The 17174-nt window shown below is 65.0% G+C and carries 18 protein-coding genes; 3 read left to right on the forward strand and 15 right to left on the reverse strand.

Features of this window, described 5'->3' with window-relative positions:
• Window positions 1-99 precede the first annotated feature (99 nt).
• The 10 genes from recA to rlmE form a co-directional block, all read right to left on the reverse strand.
• On the reverse strand, window positions 100-1134 hold the full coding sequence (gene recA / locus F7R02_RS08280) for a recombinase RecA (RefSeq protein WP_003481871.1): 1035 nt from the start codon (window positions 1132-1134) through the stop codon (window positions 100-102).
• Between the two features lie 172 nt (window positions 1135-1306).
• A complete protein-coding gene (gene lexA, locus F7R02_RS08285) occupies window positions 1307-1948 on the reverse strand; it encodes a transcriptional repressor LexA (RefSeq protein ID WP_005915033.1) in 642 nt (213 codons plus the stop codon).
• A gap of 85 nt (window positions 1949-2033) precedes the next feature.
• A complete protein-coding gene (gene ubiB, locus F7R02_RS08290; RefSeq protein WP_078588948.1) occupies window positions 2034-3710 on the reverse strand; it encodes a 2-polyprenylphenol 6-hydroxylase in 1677 nt (558 codons plus the stop codon).
• 434 nt (window positions 3711-4144) lie between these two features.
• The gene (locus F7R02_RS08295) at window positions 4145-4639 is read right to left on the reverse strand and encodes a CinA family protein (RefSeq protein WP_003481865.1); all 495 of its coding nucleotides are present in this window, start codon (window positions 4637-4639) and stop codon (window positions 4145-4147) included.
• 422 nt (window positions 4640-5061) lie between these two features.
• A complete protein-coding gene (gene hflX, locus F7R02_RS08300) occupies window positions 5062-6381 on the reverse strand; it encodes a ribosome rescue GTPase HflX (protein ID WP_078588951.1) in 1320 nt (439 codons plus the stop codon).
• 11 nt (window positions 6382-6392) lie between these two features.
• On the reverse strand, window positions 6393-6671 hold the full coding sequence (gene hfq / locus F7R02_RS08305) for an RNA chaperone Hfq (RefSeq protein WP_005915027.1): 279 nt from the start codon (window positions 6669-6671) through the stop codon (window positions 6393-6395).
• A 77-nt stretch (window positions 6672-6748) separates the two neighbouring features.
• Window positions 6749-7732, reverse strand: coding sequence for a tRNA (adenosine(37)-N6)-dimethylallyltransferase MiaA (gene miaA / locus F7R02_RS08310; protein WP_078588970.1), 984 nt, complete (start codon window positions 7730-7732; stop codon window positions 6749-6751).
• Entirely contained in the window at window positions 7732-8634 is a 903-nt protein-coding gene (gene folP / locus F7R02_RS08315) for a dihydropteroate synthase (protein ID WP_078588953.1), read from the reverse strand. The genes miaA and folP overlap by 1 nt, the downstream gene beginning before the upstream one ends.
• Window positions 8635-8760: 126 nt before the next feature.
• Complete coding sequence (gene ftsH / locus F7R02_RS08320; protein WP_003481854.1) at window positions 8761-10701, reverse strand: ATP-dependent zinc metalloprotease FtsH; 1941 nt, start codon at window positions 10699-10701, stop codon at window positions 8761-8763.
• A 60-nt stretch (window positions 10702-10761) separates the two neighbouring features.
• Window positions 10762-11394 (reverse strand): 23S rRNA (uridine(2552)-2'-O)-methyltransferase RlmE, encoded by a 633-nt coding sequence (rlmE, locus tag F7R02_RS08325; protein ID WP_005915021.1) that lies wholly within the window; start codon window positions 11392-11394, stop codon window positions 10762-10764.
• Between the two features lie 65 nt (window positions 11395-11459).
• Between rlmE and yhbY the strand changes: the two genes are divergently transcribed.
• A complete protein-coding gene (gene yhbY / locus F7R02_RS08330) occupies window positions 11460-11765 on the forward strand; it encodes a ribosome assembly RNA-binding protein YhbY (RefSeq protein WP_078588955.1) in 306 nt (101 codons plus the stop codon).
• Between the two features lie 15 nt (window positions 11766-11780).
• A complete protein-coding gene (locus F7R02_RS08335; RefSeq protein ID WP_003481850.1) occupies window positions 11781-12155 on the forward strand; it encodes an Mth938-like domain-containing protein in 375 nt (124 codons plus the stop codon).
• A 146-nt stretch (window positions 12156-12301) separates the two neighbouring features.
• Here F7R02_RS08335 and F7R02_RS08340 read toward each other — a convergent pair whose 3' ends face one another.
• Genes F7R02_RS08340 through surE form a run of 4 tightly spaced genes read right to left on the reverse strand, consistent with a single transcriptional unit; the run spans window position 12302 to window position 15164 of the window.
• Window positions 12302-13081 carry a peptidoglycan DD-metalloendopeptidase family protein gene (locus tag F7R02_RS08340; RefSeq protein WP_011051109.1) on the reverse strand — a complete coding sequence of 260 codons (780 nt, stop codon included), beginning with the start codon at window positions 13079-13081 and terminating at the stop codon, window positions 12302-12304.
• Window positions 13078-13692: a YqaA family protein gene (locus F7R02_RS08345; protein ID WP_003481846.1), complete on the reverse strand. Its 615-nt coding sequence runs from the start codon at window positions 13690-13692 to the stop codon at window positions 13078-13080. The genes F7R02_RS08340 and F7R02_RS08345 overlap by 4 nt, the downstream gene beginning before the upstream one ends.
• A gap of 18 nt (window positions 13693-13710) precedes the next feature.
• A complete protein-coding gene (locus F7R02_RS08350; RefSeq protein WP_003481841.1) occupies window positions 13711-14388 on the reverse strand; it encodes a protein-L-isoaspartate(D-aspartate) O-methyltransferase in 678 nt (225 codons plus the stop codon).
• A complete protein-coding gene (surE, locus tag F7R02_RS08355) occupies window positions 14385-15164 on the reverse strand; it encodes a 5'/3'-nucleotidase SurE (protein ID WP_005915011.1) in 780 nt (259 codons plus the stop codon). The genes F7R02_RS08350 and surE overlap by 4 nt, the downstream gene beginning before the upstream one ends.
• Before the next feature lie 99 nt (window positions 15165-15263).
• Between surE and F7R02_RS08360 the strand changes: the two genes are divergently transcribed.
• On the forward strand, window positions 15264-15803 hold the full coding sequence (locus F7R02_RS08360; protein ID WP_033485321.1) for a Smr/MutS family protein: 540 nt from the start codon (window positions 15264-15266) through the stop codon (window positions 15801-15803).
• A 253-nt stretch (window positions 15804-16056) separates the two neighbouring features.
• On the opposite strand, the gene truD is transcribed toward F7R02_RS08360, so the two are convergent.
• Window positions 16057-17166 (reverse strand): tRNA pseudouridine(13) synthase TruD, encoded by a 1110-nt coding sequence (gene truD, locus F7R02_RS08365; protein ID WP_078588957.1) that lies wholly within the window; start codon window positions 17164-17166, stop codon window positions 16057-16059.
• Window positions 17167-17174 lie beyond the last annotated feature (8 nt).

Raw genomic sequence — 17174 nt, forward strand, 5'->3', positions numbered from 1 at the left:
CCGCCAACCGCTCACCGACGGCATCACCGTCACCAACTCACGGCAAACCAATTCCCGGCAAACTAACTCCGGTGAGTGGTGATGTTGTGCAGCTGCAACTTACTCCTTGTCTTCGTCGTCGCCGGCCTCACGCGGTGCTTCGGCAGGTTGGAACTTCTCACGCAGCTCCGCTTCCAGCCGGGTCGCAACCTGCGGGTTGTCGCGCAGGTAGGTTCGCGCGTTGTCCTTGCCCTGCCCGATACGCTCATCGCCATAGCTGTACCAGGCGCCGGCCTTGTCGACCAGCTTGGCTTCCACGCCCATGTCGATCAATTCGCCCTCGCGACTGATGCCTTCGCCATACAGGATTTCGGTCACGACCTGCTTGAACGGAGGCGCCAGCTTGTTCTTGACCACCTTGATCTTGGTCTGGTTGCCGATGATCTCGTCGCCCTTCTTGATCGCACCGATACGGCGGATATCCAGACGCACCGAGGCGTAGAACTTCAGCGCGTTGCCGCCGGTGGTCACTTCCGGGCTCTGGCCCGGCATCATGACGCCGATCTTCATGCGCAGCTGATTGATGAAGACCACCAGCGTGTTGGAGCGCTTGATATTGCCGGTGAGCTTGCGCAGCGCCTGGCTCATCAAGCGAGCCTGCAAACCTGGCAGCTGGTCGCCCATCTCGCCTTCGATTTCCGCCTTCGGCGTCAGTGCAGCGACCGAGTCGACCACCACGATATCAACCGAACCCGAGCGCACCAGCATGTCGGCAATTTCCAGTGCCTGCTCACCGGTATCCGGCTGCGACAGCAGCAGGTCGTCGACATTGACGCCCAGCTTGGCCGCATAAATCGGGTCCAGTGCGTGCTCGGCATCGATGAAGGCAGCGGTGCCGCCGTTCTTCTGGCACTCGGCGATGGCTTGCAGGGTCAAGGTGGTCTTGCCGGAGGATTCCGGGCCGTAGATTTCGACCACGCGGCCCTTCGGCAGGCCGCCGATCCCCAGGGCGATATCCAGCATCAGCGAGCCGGTCGGGATGACTTCGACCGCCTCAATGACGCGGTCGCCCATGCGCATGACCGAGCCCTTGCCGAATTGCTTTTCGATCTGGCTCAGTGCGGCGGAAAGGGCGCGCTTCTTGTTCTCGTCCATCTGGGTGATCCTCGTCAGTGATTTCGGTATGGGGCTAATGTAGCGGCGGTGTATCGCACAGGCTGAGACTGCAGGCGACACACTCAGATTAAGAAGGCGGCAAGTCCCGTGGCAGCGGGAAATCCTGCAGTGCGGGCTCGGAGAAACGCCAGCACGGCCATCGGCACAGAGCTCAGCGGTTAGGCCTCAACAGCCCGCAATACAGGCCTTCAATCGCGAAATCCTGATCCGGTAGCACCTCAATGGGCGCGTAGTCTGGATTGCGCGGCAACAGCCGGATGCGGTCCTTGCCGATCTTCAGCAGCTTTACCGTGATTTCCTCATCGATCCGCGCCACCACGATCTGCCCCGAGCGCGCGTCGCGGGTACGGTGCACGCCGATCAGATCGCCGTTGAAGATGCCTTCGTCGCGCATCGAATCGCCTTGCACCTTGAGCAGATAATCCGGCGACGGCGAGAAAAACACACGATCCAGCACGACGAAGTCGTCCGAGCCGATATCGGCGCCAATCGGCAGACCCGCGGCCACGCGGCCCAGCACCGGCAGACGCAGCACATCGTCACGGGCCACCTCGCTCACAGGAGCCGTGCGTGTCTGCGCACCCTGACCGGCCAGCCGTATCCCGCGCGCCTGGCCTGGGACACGCCGGATCGCACCCGCATGCTCCAGCGCTTCCAGGTGATACTGCGCCGCGCGTATGCCCTTGAAGCCGAAGGCGCGCGCGATTTCGGTCTGCGAAGGCGGAACACCATCGGCGTCGATGCGCTCGGCGATCAGGGCCAGGATTGCTTGCTGGGTATCGGTCAGGTCCATTTTTAGTAGTATTACTACTAACGAGCGCCCGCGCAAGTATTTCGCCGCGTCTTGCCCGCACGCCATCAGGACGACGCGTCGCGCGCTAGCGCCGGCTTCGCCAGATCGAAAACAAGATCCAGATGCCGCAGAGCGCCGCGCCGATGAAACCGCCCACGCCTAGCGCGAGCAACCAGCGGCTGGCGCTACCGCCGACGCTGTTCATGACGATCGAGGAGCCGATCACCAAGGCGGCTGTCACGATCCCCATCGTGAGGCGATTGGCGGCGCGGTCAACCTGCTCGCCGAACTCGCGCAATGCACGTGTTTCGACCTGCAGCTGCAGCTTGCCGCGGCGTGCGGCTTGCAACAGGCGCTTGAGGTCGCGCGGCAGATCGCCGATCAGATCGATCGCGCCAGTCACGGTCCGCCGGCCACGCCGCACGATGGCGCGCGGCGCATAGCGCTGCAGCACCACGCGCTCCAGGTACGGGCGCGCCTCGGTGGCCATGTCGAAATCCGGATCGAGCTGGCGCCCCATGCCTTCCAGGGTGAGAAAGGCCTTGATCATCAGTGCCAGATCCGAAGGCAGCGTCAGCCCGTGATCGCGCAGGATGGAGGTGACGTCGCCAAGCATTGCGCCAATACGCAATTCTTTCAGCGGCACGCCGCGATACTCGTGGATGAACGCACCGATGTCTTGCTGCAAACGCGCCTCGTCGATCTCCAGGCTGGTGCCCGCCCATTCCAGCAAGACGTCGATCACCGCTTCGGCGTCGTAGCTGACCATGCCGTGCAGCAGCTGTGCGACCTGAAACCGACGCTGCTCGGAGACGCGCCCGACCATGCCGAAATCGATGACCGCGATGCGCCCGTCGCGCAGGTAAAAAATGTTCCCCGGATGCGGGTCGGCGTGGAAGCAGCCGTCCTGCAGCACCATCTTGAGCACGATGCCGGCACCGGCACGTGCGAGCGCCCTGCGATCCAGGCCGGCCGCATCGACGGCGAGCAGATCGCGCCCCGGAATCCCATCGACGAATTCCTGCACGTTGAGCGACTCGCAGGTCCACTCCCAGTACACCGCCGGCACCACCACCTGCGCATCGTGCGCGAAGTTGGCGGCGATGCGTTCGGCGTTGCGCCCCTCGGCAGCGAAGTCCAGCTCGCGTCGCAGCGAGACGGTAAATTGCTGTACCACCTCGGAAGGACGGTAGCGCTTGAGATCCGGTGCGCGGGTTTCGACGATTTCAGCAAGCCGGGCGAGCAGGCGCAGATCCGCATCGATGGTGTCACCGATATCGGGACGACGGATCTTCAACACCACCGGGGTGCCATCGACCAGCCACGCGCGATGCGTCTGTGCCAGCGATGCGGCCGCCAGCGGTTGTTCGTCCAGGCGCGCGAAGACGCTTTCCGGCTCCATACCCAGCGCGGCGACCAGCTGCGGGCGGATCTGATCGAATGGCAGCGCCGGCACCGCGTTCTGCAGCTCGCTCAATTCTTCGATCCACTCCGGCGGCAGCAGGTCCACGCGCGTGGCCAACACCTGGCCCAGTTTGACGAAGGTTGGCCCGAGCTCTTCCAGTGCACGCCGCACGCGCATCGCTGCGGACATGCGCAACCGGCCCTCGGCATTCTGCCAATGCAACAGCCTGCCGGCGCGCTCAAGCACATCGGCCAGGCCGATACGACGTACCACATCGCCGAAGCCGTAGCGGATCAGGACCGAGGCGATTTCCTGCAGACGCCCAAGATCACGTACCGTGCCTAGCGCTTCCCACATCAGCACACCGCCTGCGAGCGCGTTGCGCTCAGGCGCTGCGTGACACTGCAGTACAGAGCAGTCTGCAACGCGGCGACCGATGGGACAGGAGCAAGAAACGAATGCATTGGCACGCTGGGCGGTGAGGAGACCTTGTTTGTAGCCGATCTGCCCTCCGCTGTCGCGCCCTCGCCCCGTCCAAGCTCAGCGCAGGTTGCAACGCGTGCGCAGCGCATGCACCTCGGTTGCGCCATTGCCACCTCGCAGCCTCGTTGCATGTGCCAGATAACGCGTCCGCTCAGCGTGCTGCAGCGGCGTGTCGACAACGAGCCACCGCCAGTTTCTTGGGAAGATGCATAACTACAGCGTTTGGGTTTCCATGCTGGGCGAGATTGCGTTGACAATAGGGCGTTGCGGATCTGCTACCGAACCCCATCCAGTGGACCCAACGAGCGCTAAAGCAGCGCGCTCAACCCGCGCAGTGCTGCAGCGACGGTCTGACGACGTACCGCATCGCGGTCGCCATTGAACTGGAACAGTTGCGCCGTGGCGTAACCACCGCGACGTTTCCAGCCGATCCAGACCGTGCCGACCGGCTTGTCCTCACTGCCGCCGCCGGGCCCGGCAATGCCGGTCACCGCCACTGCGATGCTTGCGCCGGAATTCACCAGGGCGCCAGAGACCATTTCGATCACCGTTTCGCGACTGACCGCCCCATGCACTTCCAGGGTCTGTGGGCGGACGCCGAGCAGCGCCTGCTTGGCCTCATAGCTGTAGGCGGCCATCCCGCAATCGAACCAATGCGAGGAGCCGGCGACATCGGTCACTGCCTTGGCGATCCAGCCACCGGTGCAACTCTCGGCAGTGACCAGGCGCTCGCGCGCGGCAAGCAATTGCTGCCCGAGGGCTTCGGCCAGCTGCTGCAGTTCGGAATCGGCGGAAAAAGACATGGGCACGGCAAGGAGGGGGCAGCGGACGTTTTAGCCCAATTCGTCGCGCCTGTCTGCCGCTGGCGCCGATTCCGCCTGGGCGCCAGGCGGCCAAGGTTCAGTGGCGATGTGTGGCCAATATGCGGTACGCCGGGTCTGGCCGGGCTTGCATGTGCGTCGAGGTGCCGGCCGCACGCGTGCAGCGCCGCCTTCAAGCCACCTAAGCACCGCAACGATGGCACTGCATTACTGAGGACAGATGTGATGCGCTGCATGAGCGCACGACTGCACTCTTCCGCAGCACCCACTGCTCTACGGGTTTTCTGTAAGTTCCGGCTGGCCAGGACGAGGCCTGGCAACTGCCGCACGGCGATGCGGTACACCCTGCCCCATTCGCCTTGAAGCAGCAGCACGCTCTCGTCATACCGAGCGTGCTGCGTTCTTCACGCTTCCCAGTCTTCGCGACGATCCGGCAGCATCGCGCGCAGCGGCGCACCGTCCTGCCCGGCGGCCAACCGCTCGGCCTCGACCATCGGCAGATCGACCTCGAGCAACCAACCCTCTTCGTCGGATTGCTCATTGCGTACCACTTCCAGCTGATGCAGCCTGGAACGCAGGCGACCGGCAGACGGCGGTAACCGTAGCTGGCCGGTCAGGTGGCGCAGATCCAGCCGCTGGCCGAGCGCGTGCTGCAATTCTTCCAGCCCGCGTCCGTCGCGCGCCGACACCCAGACACGCTCGCGGCGTGCCGGGTCAGGAATGCCGTCCTGCGCGTCGTGGCGCACTTCGGCGCCGTCGATCTTGTCGATCTTGTTGAATACCAGCAGCTGCGGCAGATCGCCGGCACCGACGGCCTGCAACACTTCATCGACCTGCAGGATGCGTTCTTCGCGCAACGGGTCTGCTGCATCGACGACGTGCAGCAACAGATCGGCATCGCGCGCCTCCGACAGCGTGGAGCGGAATGCGGCGACCAGCTCGTGCGGAAGATCGCGCACGAAGCCGACCGTGTCGGCAAGAATCGCGCTGCCACCCGGCAACGCAATGCGTCGCACGGTGGGGTCGAGCGTGGCGAACAATTGATCTGCCACGTAAGCCTCTGCACCGGTCAACACATTGAACAATGTCGACTTGCCGGCATTGGTGTAGCCGACCAGTGCAATCCGTGGCAATTCGCTGCGCATCCGCGCACGACGCATCTGGGTGCGCTGCACCTCGACCTTTTCCAGCCGCTGCTGCAACTGTTCGACGCGTTTTTGCAGCAGGCGGCGGTCGGTTTCCAGCTGGGTTTCGCCGGGGCCGCGCAGGCCGATGGAGCCACCGCGCTGACGCTCCAAGTGCGTCCAGCCACGTACCAGCCGCGTGGCCATGTGACGCAACTGCGCCAGCTCCACCTGCAGCTTGCCTTCGTGGCTGCGCGCACGTTGCGCGAAGATGTCCAGGATCAACCCGGTGCGGTCGATCACACGCCGCTCCAGATACCGCTCCAGGTTGCGCTCCTGGCCGGGCGACAAGGTGTGGTTGACCAGCACGAGATCGGCACCGGTGGCCTCGGCTGCGGCCTTGACCTCTTCCAACTTGCCGCTACCGATCAAGGTCGACGGGCTGGGCTTATCGATGCGCGCGGTGAGCATGGCGGCCACCGTGGCGCCCGCCGACTTTGCAAGGTCGGCGAACTCCTCCATCACATCGTCTTCGGCAGGCCCGCCGGAGTGGGTCTGTATCAATAACGCGTGTTCACCCTTGCGGGACCGATCAAACACGCACTGCTCCGTTACTGCTCGACGTCGTCATCTTCCGCCTGATTGCCTTCATTGGATTGCACATACCCACCACCGGGCCCCACGCGCACATTGCGCGCCGGCACCACCGTGGAAATGGCGTGCTTGTACACCATCTGACTCACGGTATTGCGCAGCAGGACCACGAATTGGTCGAACGACTCGATCGTGCCCTGCAGCTTGATGCCATTGACCAGATACACCGACACGGGCACCCGCTCGCGCCGCAGCGCATTGAGGAATGGGTCCTGTAAAGATTGCCCCTTAGCCATCGAAAAATCCTCTTCATTATTGTTCTTATTGTTCCGGTCGACACCTGCTATCCCCAGCCGGTCCCGGAAACGGGATGTTACACGCCTGAAGCCTGCCGTACAGCGGGACGATCAGCGAGGAAGCCGACAATTGCGTCCTCCAATTGATGGCGGTCACGCTCCGGGTCGAACCAGCGCGCGTCCAGCTCGCCGCGCAGCCAGGTGAGCTGTCGCTTGGCCAGTTGCCGGGTCGCCTGGATCGCCTTGTCGCGGAACTCGGCCAGGCCGCCAGCCCCGTCCAGATACTGCCAGGCCTGGCGGTAGCCCACCGCGCGCACGGCCGGCAAATCCAGCGGCGCTGCCACCGCCTGCATCTGCGGCAGCGCCCGCAGACGCTGCACTTCCCCCAGAAAATCCTGCGCCAACATCGCATCCAGCCGGTGTGCGATCCGTGCATGCAGCACCGCGCGCTCGCGTGGGGCCAAGACCACCTTCAACACGCGTACCGGCAGGCGCGGCCCTGCCGGTAGCGCCTGCCACGCGCTGATCGGCCGCCCGCTGATGCGGTAGACCTCCAGCGCCCGCTGGATCCGCTGCGGGTCGGTCGCATGAATGCGCGCTGCCGCAACCGGGTCCACACGTGCCAGTTGTGCGTGCAAGCCGGCCCAACCGATCTGCTGAGCTTCGGCCGCGATGGATGCACGCACCGTTTGGTCGGCCTCGGGCAGGTGCGACAAACCTTCCAGCAGTGCACGAAAATACAGCCCGGTGCCGCCGGCCAGAATTGGCAATTTGCCGCGCGCCACGATCTGCGCGATCGCCCGGCGTGCATCGGTGGCGAACTCCGCTGCCGAATACACCTGCCAGGGATCGCGCAGGTCGAGCAGATGATGCGGCACCGCCGCGCGCATTGGCGCATCCGGCTTGGCCGCACCGATCTCCAGGCCGCGATACACCAGCGCCGAATCGACGCTGACGATTTCCCCGTTCCAGCGCTCTGCAGCTTCCAGCGCCAGCGCAGTCTTGCCGCTGGCGGTGGGGCCCATCACGGCGATCGCCAGCGGGCGTTGGTCGACAGGCATCAGTCCTCGTCCGGCCAACGGATCGTGGGCGCGGCGGGCGCGCTGACAGGCGGTACGGGAATCGCCGCCATCGCCGTCCATACCTTCAACGCATCCACGGTTGCCGCCACATCGTGCACGCGCAGCAGCAGCGCGCCATGTTGTGCGGCGATCAGATGCGCGGCCACCGAGCCGTGCACACGTTCGGCGGCGATCTGGCGCCCGGTCAGTTCGCCGATGCTGCGTTTGCGCGACAGCCCGGCCAGCACCGGCAAACCGAATTCCTGCAGCCGCTGCAGCTGCGCAAGCAGGGTGAGGTTGTGCGGGGTGGCCTTATCGAAGCCAAAGCCCGGGTCCAGGACCAGCCGGCGCTTGTCGATGCCGGCCATCTCGGCAGCGAAGATGCGTTCGGCCAGAAACCGGTGCACTTCACCAACGATATCGTCGTAGTGCGGCGCATCCTGCATGGCGTGTGGCGCGCTGCGCGCATGCATCAAGACCACAGGCACGCACAGGTCCGACGCCGCTTCCAGCGCACCGGGCGAACGCAGGGCATAGACGTCGTTGACCATGCCGGCGCCGGCCGCGACCGCCGCGCGCATGACCTCCGGTTTGAACGTATCCACGCTGATCGGCACGCTGGTGCGCTGGGCCAGCGCCTCGATCACCGGAATGACCCGCTGCAATTCTTCTTCAACCGAGACCGCCGCAGCGCCCGGGCGGGTGGATTCACCACCGACATCCAGCACCGCAGCGCCCTGCTCTACCAACGCCAGCCCATGCGCGATCGCCGCTTCGCAGGTCGCATGCTGGCCGCCGTCGGAGAACGAATCGGGTGTGACATTGACGATACCCATCACCTGCGGTGCATCCAGTCGCAGGCTGCGGCCGGCGCAATCCAGTGTGAGGGTGGTATCGAACATCGGCAGTGTCTCCTGGGTTGGTGATGGTCGCCCATACGTGGGCATCGATGCGGCCCGATAACGCATCAAGGCCGGGAATTGCTCCCCGGCCTTGATGGATGCCTCGCAGATCAGTGCATGGCCGGCTTAGAGTTGCTCGGCGGGTCCGGCGATGGGCGGCAATGGACGCGGGCTACCCTTGTCGTTGTTGTTGCCACCGTCCTTGTCGGACTTGCCCCAACCCGCCGGCGGCGGCGGCTCGCGGCCTTCCATGATGGCGTCGATCTGAGGCACGTCGATGGTCTCGTACTGCAGCAACAACTGCGACATCGCGTGCAGCTTGTCCAGATTCTCGGTGAGGATGGTCTTGGTCTTGCTGTAGGCCTTGTCCAGGATCGAGCGCACGACTTCGTCGATCTTGCGCGCGGTTTCGTCGGAGACGTTCTTGTGCTGGGTCACCGAACGGCCCAGGAACACCTCATCCTCTTCCTCGCCATAGGCCACCGGGCCAAGCTCGTCGGACAGGCCCCACTTGGTGACCATGTTGCGCGCCATCTTGGTGGCCCGCTCGATGTCGTTGGACGCACCGGTGGTGACCTTGTCGCCACCGAAGATCAGCTCTTCAGCAACGCGACCACCGTACAGCGAGCACAGCTGCGATTCGATCGCCACGCGGTTCATCGAGTAGCGGTCGCCTTCCGGCAGATACATCGTCACGCCGAGCGCGCGGCCACGCGGAATGATAGTGACCTTGTAGACCGGGTCGTGCTCCGGCACCAGACGACCGACGATGGCGTGGCCCGCCTCGTGATACGCGGTGAGGGTCTTCTCGTCCTCGCTCATGGCCATCGAGCGGCGCTCGGCACCCATCAGAATCTTGTCGCGGGCACGGTCGAAGTGGTCCATGCGGACTTCCTTCTCGCTGCCACGCGCCGCGAACAATGCTGCCTCGTTGCACAGGTTGGCCAAGTCGGCGCCCGAGAAACCCGGGGTACCGCGGGCGATGACCATCGGCACGACATCGTCGGCCAGCGGCAGCTTGCGCATGTGCACGCGCAGGATCTGCTCGCGGCCCTTGACGTCCGGCAGGCCGACCACGACCTGACGGTCGAAACGGCCTGGACGCAGCAGCGCCGGATCCAGCACGTCGGGACGGTTGGTCGCCGCAATCACGATCACGCCTTCGCCACCCTCGAAACCGTCCATTTCGACCAGCAGCTGGTTCAAGGTCTGCTCGCGCTCGTCATGCCCGCCGCCGAGACCGGCACCGCGATGACGGCCCACCGCGTCGATTTCGTCGATGAAGATGATGCATGGCGCGTGCTTCTTGGCCTGCTCGAACATGTCGCGCACGCGGCTGGCACCCACGCCGACGAACATTTCGACGAAGTCGGAACCGGAGATGCTGAAGAACGGCACCTTGGCCTCGCCGGCGATCGCCTTGGCGAGCAGGGTCTTGCCGGTACCCGGCGGGCCGACCATCAACACGCCGCGCGGAATCTTGCCGCCCAGCTTGGTGAACTTGGTCGGGTCGCGCAGGAAGTCCACCAATTCGCCCACTTCCTCCTTGGCCTCGTCGCAACCGGCGACGTCGGCGAAGGTGATCTTGATCTGGTCCTCGCCCTGCAATTTGGCGCGCGACTTGCCGAAGCTCATCGCGCCCTTCGCGCCGCCACCACCGCCCTGCATCTGGCGCATGATGAACAGCCAGAAGCCGATGATCAGGATGACGGGAAGGAAATTGAGCACCAGCGACCAGAAGCCAGGGCCGGTCGAGGGCTTCTGGCGGGTCATTTCGATGTTCTTGCTGTACAGCACGTCGACCAGCTTGTCGTCGCGCGGACCGTAGACGGTGGCCTCGCTGCCGTCGGTGCGCTTGAAGCGGATCGCGTTGACGGCCAGGTTGGTCTCATCGGTGTAATCCACCGATTTGACGCGCCCGGAGTCCACTTCCTTCAGGAACTGGGTGTAGGTGATCGAGTCGGCACCGACGCCGCCCGCCATCCGCGGCGAGAAGCTCTGGAAGACAACCATCAGCACAACTGCGACGACCACCCACAGCAGCAGATTCTTGGTCAAGTCGTTCATCCTCATTGGCTCCGGTGCCCTCTACTCTTCAATGCTTGAAATACGGCGGTCATTGGCAGCTTACTTGATCTGGACACGCTTGCCCTGACCGAGCGCATAAACTTCCGGGGAGCGCTTGCGCGAGGCCGCCGGCTTGCGAATCGTCACCTTTTCATAGCGGCGGCGAAGCTCGCGAATGTAGTCGTCGGACCCGACACCCTGGAACAGCTTGATCAGGAACGCCCCGCCCGGTTTGAGGTGGGTGTCGGCAAATTCCATTGCCAGTTCCGCCAGGTGCATCATCCGCGGTTGGTCGACCGCATCCATGCCACTCTTATTGGGGGCCATATCCGACAGCACAAGGTCCACCGGCACATCGCCCAGCATCGCTTCGAATTGGGATAGGACGGCCTGCTCCCTGAAGTCGCCGTGAAGGAACTCCACGCCTGCCAGGGCCGGCATGTCCAGGATATCCAGCGCCACCACCCGGCCGCTGTCGCCCATTGACTTGCGTACTTGTTGCGACCAGCCACCCGGCGCCGCGCCCAGATCGACCACCACCATGCCCGGCTTGAGCAGGCGGTCGCGCTGCAGCAACTCTTCCAGCTTGTAGGCCGCGCGCGAGCGCATGCCCTCGGCCTGGGCCTTCTTCACGTAAGGGTCGGCGAAGTGTTCCTTGAGCCAGCGCTGGCTGCTTTTACTGCGGGAAGGCATTGGCAAAGGGGTCCGAACGGGTCGCCATGATACCCTGAACACCCTTTGCTTCCCTTCGATCCTGCATGTCCATTGTTCTCACCTCCGCCCAGAACCGTTTCCTGCGCGGCCAGGCCCACGACCTCAAAGCCTTGCTGCAGACCGGCGGCAAAGGGGTCACGCCGGCATTTCTGGCAGAACTCGAGGAAGTGCTCGAGCGCCACGAACTGGTCAAGGTGAAGGTGGCATCGGAAGATCGCGAGACCCGTGATGCGATGATTGCCGAGCTGATCGAGCAGACTGGTAGTGCGCTGGTGCAGCGCATCGGCCACGTCGCCATTCTGTACCGCCCCGGCAAGGAAAAGCGCCAGATCGTGCTGCCGCGCGGCTGAGCCAACGAGTTCGTCATGCCTTTAAGTCAGGAACACCCCGATTACACCTATGCGCTGCGCGCGGCCGACGGCCGCCACGCCAAGGTGAACGACCAGATCCTGCAGCAGAGCTTTATCCTGATGCCGGATGAGCTGGTGGACTACTGGCCGGTCCAGGCGCTGGAGCAACTCCAGGCCAGTCATATGGAGGCGGTGCTGGCACTCAACCCAGCCGTCATCCTGCTCGGCACCGGCGAGCGCCAGTTATTCCCCAAGACCGACGTGCTGGCGGCCTGCCTGACCCGCGGCATCGGCCTGGAAGCGATGACCAATTCCGCCGCCGCACGCACCTACAACGTACTGGCCAGCGAAGGCCGGCGGGTGGCGTTGGCGATGGTGTTGCCGGGCTGAATCGGGAATCGGGAGAGCAGGCGGAGCACGCTTTCGCTGTCAAGCAGAACTTGCGCGAACAGGTATCAGTAAGCACTTACCTCGTTGCCCGCGCCCCCAGATTGCCGCGGCGCGCGTTTCCCCATTCCCTATTCTCTACTCCCCATTCACTTTTTAGGCAGATACAGCAACGGATCGACCGGCTTGCCGTTGTAGCGGATCTCGAAGTGCAACATGTCGCGGGAGGCGCCGCTGCGGCCCATTTCGGCAATTTGCTGCCCCGCCTTGACGCTCTGGCCTTCGTTGAGCAGGCGCTTGCGGTTATGACCGTATGCGGATAACCACTGGTCGTTGTGCTTGATGATGATCAGTTCGCCGTAGCCGACCAGGCCGGCGCCCGAATACACCACCACCCCATCGGCGGCAGCACGTACGGCCTGGCCGCTGGTGCCCGCGATGTCTACGCCCTGCTTGGTGGTTTCGCCAGTGACGAAGGTGCCCACCACGACGCCATCGGCCGGCCAACGCCAGGAGAATCCGCTACTGACCGGTGCGGCGATCGGCACAGCAGGGCGCGGCGGCGCCACAGTGCCGCCAGCCACCGGCGCGCTGCCACCCGGCTTGCTGGCACCGGGCGGATACAACTTGAGCGTCTGACCGGGATAGATGGTGTTCGGCGACGACAGGCCATTCCAGGCGGCCAGATCCGCGGCGGTGATATTGGTACGGCGCGAAATCGCGTACAGAGTATCGCCGCGCTGCACGGTCACGGTGGCACCCGGACGCGGCACCGAAGGGCGCGGCGCGGCACTGGGACGCGACGACGCCCCGCTACCGCTCGCTCCGGGCGAACGCACCACCGTTGCGCTGCTACAGGCGGTCAGCCCGATGGCGATTGCGAGCATGACTGCTGTCTTGCGCGCCGAATTCATCTGCGTCTTGCTCATCCGTTCGTTGTCTTCCACACCAACCACCCCGCACCGACCGCCAGCACCGCCATTGCAACCCAGCCCAGTGGCTCGATCCAGCGATGCAGCGCCGCTTCGGCGCGCGCACCGCCCAGGCGGATCGCGCCGGCCACCAGATACACGCGCTTGCCGCGCCCGACCAGCATGCTGGCAATGAACGGCAGGATCGGCACGCCGACCACGCCCGAGGCCCAGGTAAAGATCTTCAGCGGGATCGGGGTGAAACCGACCAGGACCAGCGCCCAGAACGCCTTCCACGGCGAATCGGCGACCAGCGTGCGCAGGGTTTCGATCTGCTGCTGGATCTTCGCGCTCCAGCCCAGCCATTCGATCAGCGGCTGCAGCGCGGCGAAGGCGAAATGGCCGAGTAGATAACCGACCAGGGCGCCGCAGATCGAGCCGATCAGGCTCAACGTCGCAAACCAGAGCGAGCGCTTGGGCTCGGCCAGCGACATCGGTGCCAACATCACTTCCGGCGGCACCGGAAAGATGAAGCCCTCAACGAAACTGAGACCGGTCAGCAGCGCGGGGGCGCGGCGATGGCGCGACCAACGGATGGCCACGTCGTACAACGGCCCAAAAATCTTCATCGAAGGACTCTCATGGATTCAATCCAGCATGCCCGACAACAGCGGGACGAACGTGACCGGCGCCAGAACCTGTTGTTCGATCGCGCCATCGGCCCCGCGGGTGAGTTGCACCAACGATTGCGAGGAAGCACCGCCAACCGGCGCGACCAGGCGTCCGCCGACCGCCAGCTGATCGATCAGTGCATCGACCAACGCCGGTGCCGCGGCGGTCACCACGATGGCGTCGTACGGACCATGCTCGGGCCAGCCGATGCGGCCGTCGTCGTGCTTGCTGCGCACATTCATGCCCAGATGCCGGAAGCGCTTGCGCGCCTGCCGCAGCAGGTCGCCGATGCGCTCGACGGTGTAGACCTCCAACCCCAGCGCCGCCAGGATCGCGCCCTGGTAGCCGGAGCCGGTGCCCACTTCGAGCACCTTGGTCGGGGCAACCTGCAGCACCGCTTCGGTCATGCGCGCCACCACCCAGGGCTGGGAGATGGTCTGGCCATGGCCGATTGGCAGCGCGGTGTCTTCGTAGGCGCGCGAGGCCAGCGCTTCATCGATAAACAGATGCCGCGGCACGGTGCGCATTGCGTTGAGCGTGGACTCGTCCTGGATGCCGGCCTCGCGCAGGCGCTCGACCAGGCGGTCGCGCACGCGCTGCGAGGTCATGCCGATCCCGACCGATTCCGGTTGCAGGCGCAGCCTCGGCGTCATGCCGGGCCGTCCAGCGCTGCGGTCAGCCCACCCACCCAGCCGGCAACGGTGTCCAGTGCCTGGTAACGGGTGAGATCGACGTGGATCGGCGTGATCGAGATATGTCCGGTACGCACGGCGTGGAAATCGGTACCGGCGCCAGCATCCTGCTCGGGACCGGCCGGGCCGATCCAGTACACGGTGTGGCCGCGCGGATCGCGCTGCGGCACGCACGGCTCGGACCGGTGGCGATTGCCGAGCCGGGTGACTTCGAAACCGAGCACATCCGACCATGCCAGATCCGGCACGTTGACGTTGAGGATGGTGTCGGCAGGCAACGGGTCGGCCTTCAGCCGCGCCACGATTTCCACCGCAGCGCGCGCGGCGGTGTCGTAGTTGTGCGCTTGGTGGTTGTGCGTGACCAGCGACACCGCCACCGCCGGCAAGCCGAGGAAGCGGCCTTCCATTGCGGCCGACACGGTGCCCGAATAGATCACGTCGTCGCCCAGATTGGCCGAGTTGTTGATGCCGGAGACCACGATGTCCGGGTCGTAATCGAGCATGCCGGTGAGCGCCAGATGCACGCAGTCGGTGGGCGTGCCGGCCACTGCGCAGGTCTGCGCGTCGATGCGGCGGGTGCGGATCGGCACATCCAGCGTGAGCGAATTGCTGGCGCCGGAGCGGTCGCGGTCGGGCGCGACCACCATCACTTCATGACCGGCATGGCGCAGCGCCTCGGCCAAAACCTGGATGCCGGGGGCGTCGACACCGTCGTCGTTGCTAACCAGTACGCGCATGGGACTCCTCGGAAAACCGGGCCATGATACCGGATGCGTCCCGCGCCTTCGCGCTTGATCTTCGCGTGCGTCTGCGCTTGGACCGGGTACGCTGTGCCAATGTCGCATCCTGAAGACGAAGACGACGGCGCGTTGTTCCGCGCAGCGATCGGCGCGGTCAAGCCGATTCGTGAAGTCGCCCCACCGGCCAATGCCAAGCCGCGGCCCAAGCCCCGCGCGCGCATGGCCGAGCGCGATGATGCCGAAGCGCACACCGAATTTGCGCGCCTGCTGCGCGACAGCGCGCCGCTGGAAGCGGGCGATATCGCCAGCTATCGGCGCGAGAACCTTCCCAGCCGCGTGTTCCAACGGCTCAAGCGCGGGCAATTCTCGGTGCAGGACGAACTGGACCTGCACGGCGCCACCGCAGCCCAGGCCGAATCGTTGCTGCGCCAGTTCCTGCTGGAAGCACATGCGCACGAACATGGCTGCGTACGCATCATCCACGGCAAGGGACTGCAATCGGACAACGGCGCGCCTGTGCTGAAGAACCTCATGGACCGGCTGCTGCGTCAACGCAACGATGTGCTGGCGTTTCATTCCGCGCCGCCGACGCAGGGCGGCACCGGGGCGCTGCTGGTGTTGCTGGCGCGGCGATAGGCCGATAGTGACGCGCGATTGATTCGGAATGGCAGCGATTGCGCGCGGCGACGTGTTGTCTGGAAAGTCTTTCGCGCATGGCTCGCCTGATGCGAACCAAGTCTTGTTGCGCCCCTTAGGCAGCTGGCACTGCTTCGTCGCGCCACGATTGCTCCACTATCGCCTCAGCGACCGCCAAGGCCGCTCCTGCGCGCACAGCAAGATTGGGCCGTCACATGCTGTCCCGCGCAGATCGACCAGCACCCGCACGCGATCACGCATCGGCGCGTACGTCGCCGTTGAAGCGACCGGCGTCGGTGACATCTCCCAATTCCCACAGCACCGCGGTGGCATAGCAACCGGGCGGCAGCGCGAAGGCGAGCTGCAGGGTCTGCGGCTCCAGCCATTGATACTCCAGACCGTGCGGACGCAAGCGCAGGGCGCGGCGTTCCTGCTTCAATCCCGCAGCTTCCAGGCCTTGGCGCAATGCGATGGATGGCGGGTCGGACAATGCGCCCTGCTCCAACGCTGCCGCTTGGTCGGTCGAGCGCAACTGGCCAGCGCCCCACAACGGGCCACTGGGATGGATATCGAAACGCGCCAGTCGCTCGGCCAAGGCCTCGCTCCACGGCTCCGGGCCGAAGACGCTGCGCGAGCCGTCCAGCATCCACGCCTCGCCCTCCAGTGCGCCATCCCAACTCCCCTGCCCCACGCGTGCGCCGAGCACGCGATTGAACAAGGCCGAGCGCGCTGCCGACAGCAACATCGAGCGCTGATCGTGGCGTAGCCGCCGCCTGGATGTGGGCGCCGGCAGCAAGGTTCCGTCGTCAGCTTGCACATGACCGAACATCGCCAGCGCAGCCGCCACATTTCCGCCATCGCGACCGAAACGTTGTTCGCCGAACCAATTGGGGATGCCACGCGCAGCAATCGCCTGCAGCCGCTGCTCGATCGCATCGCGCTCGCCCTGCACCTGGCGCAGCGTCAGCACGAAGCGGTTCCCATGCAGCGCACCGCGCTGCAGCTTGCGGTTGTGCCAGGTGCTCTCGACCACCTGCATCTGCGTATCATCCAGTGCGGCGATATCCGGCGCGATGCGCTTGGGCAGATGCACGCTGAAGCGCTGGGTGGTCACTGCATGGCGATCTTTCAGACCCGCATAGCTGACGCCCATCTCGGCGATGCCGGCCCAGTGCGCGAGCTTTTTGGCGATATAGGCCGTGTTCTGGCCACGCTTGCGCACGGTGAGCAGCAGATGCTCGCCTTCGCCGGAGGGTTCGAATGCCGGCAGCTCGTCGACCTGAAAATCGCCCGGGGTGCTGCGCATCGCCGCGCTTAGAACGGCGGCGCCATGCGCACGCGGCAGCAAAGAGATCTCGCTCATGGTGTGGT

It is taken from the genome of Xanthomonas cissicola, assembly GCF_008801575.1.
GTDB classification, from domain to species: domain Bacteria; phylum Pseudomonadota; class Gammaproteobacteria; order Xanthomonadales; family Xanthomonadaceae; genus Xanthomonas; species Xanthomonas cissicola.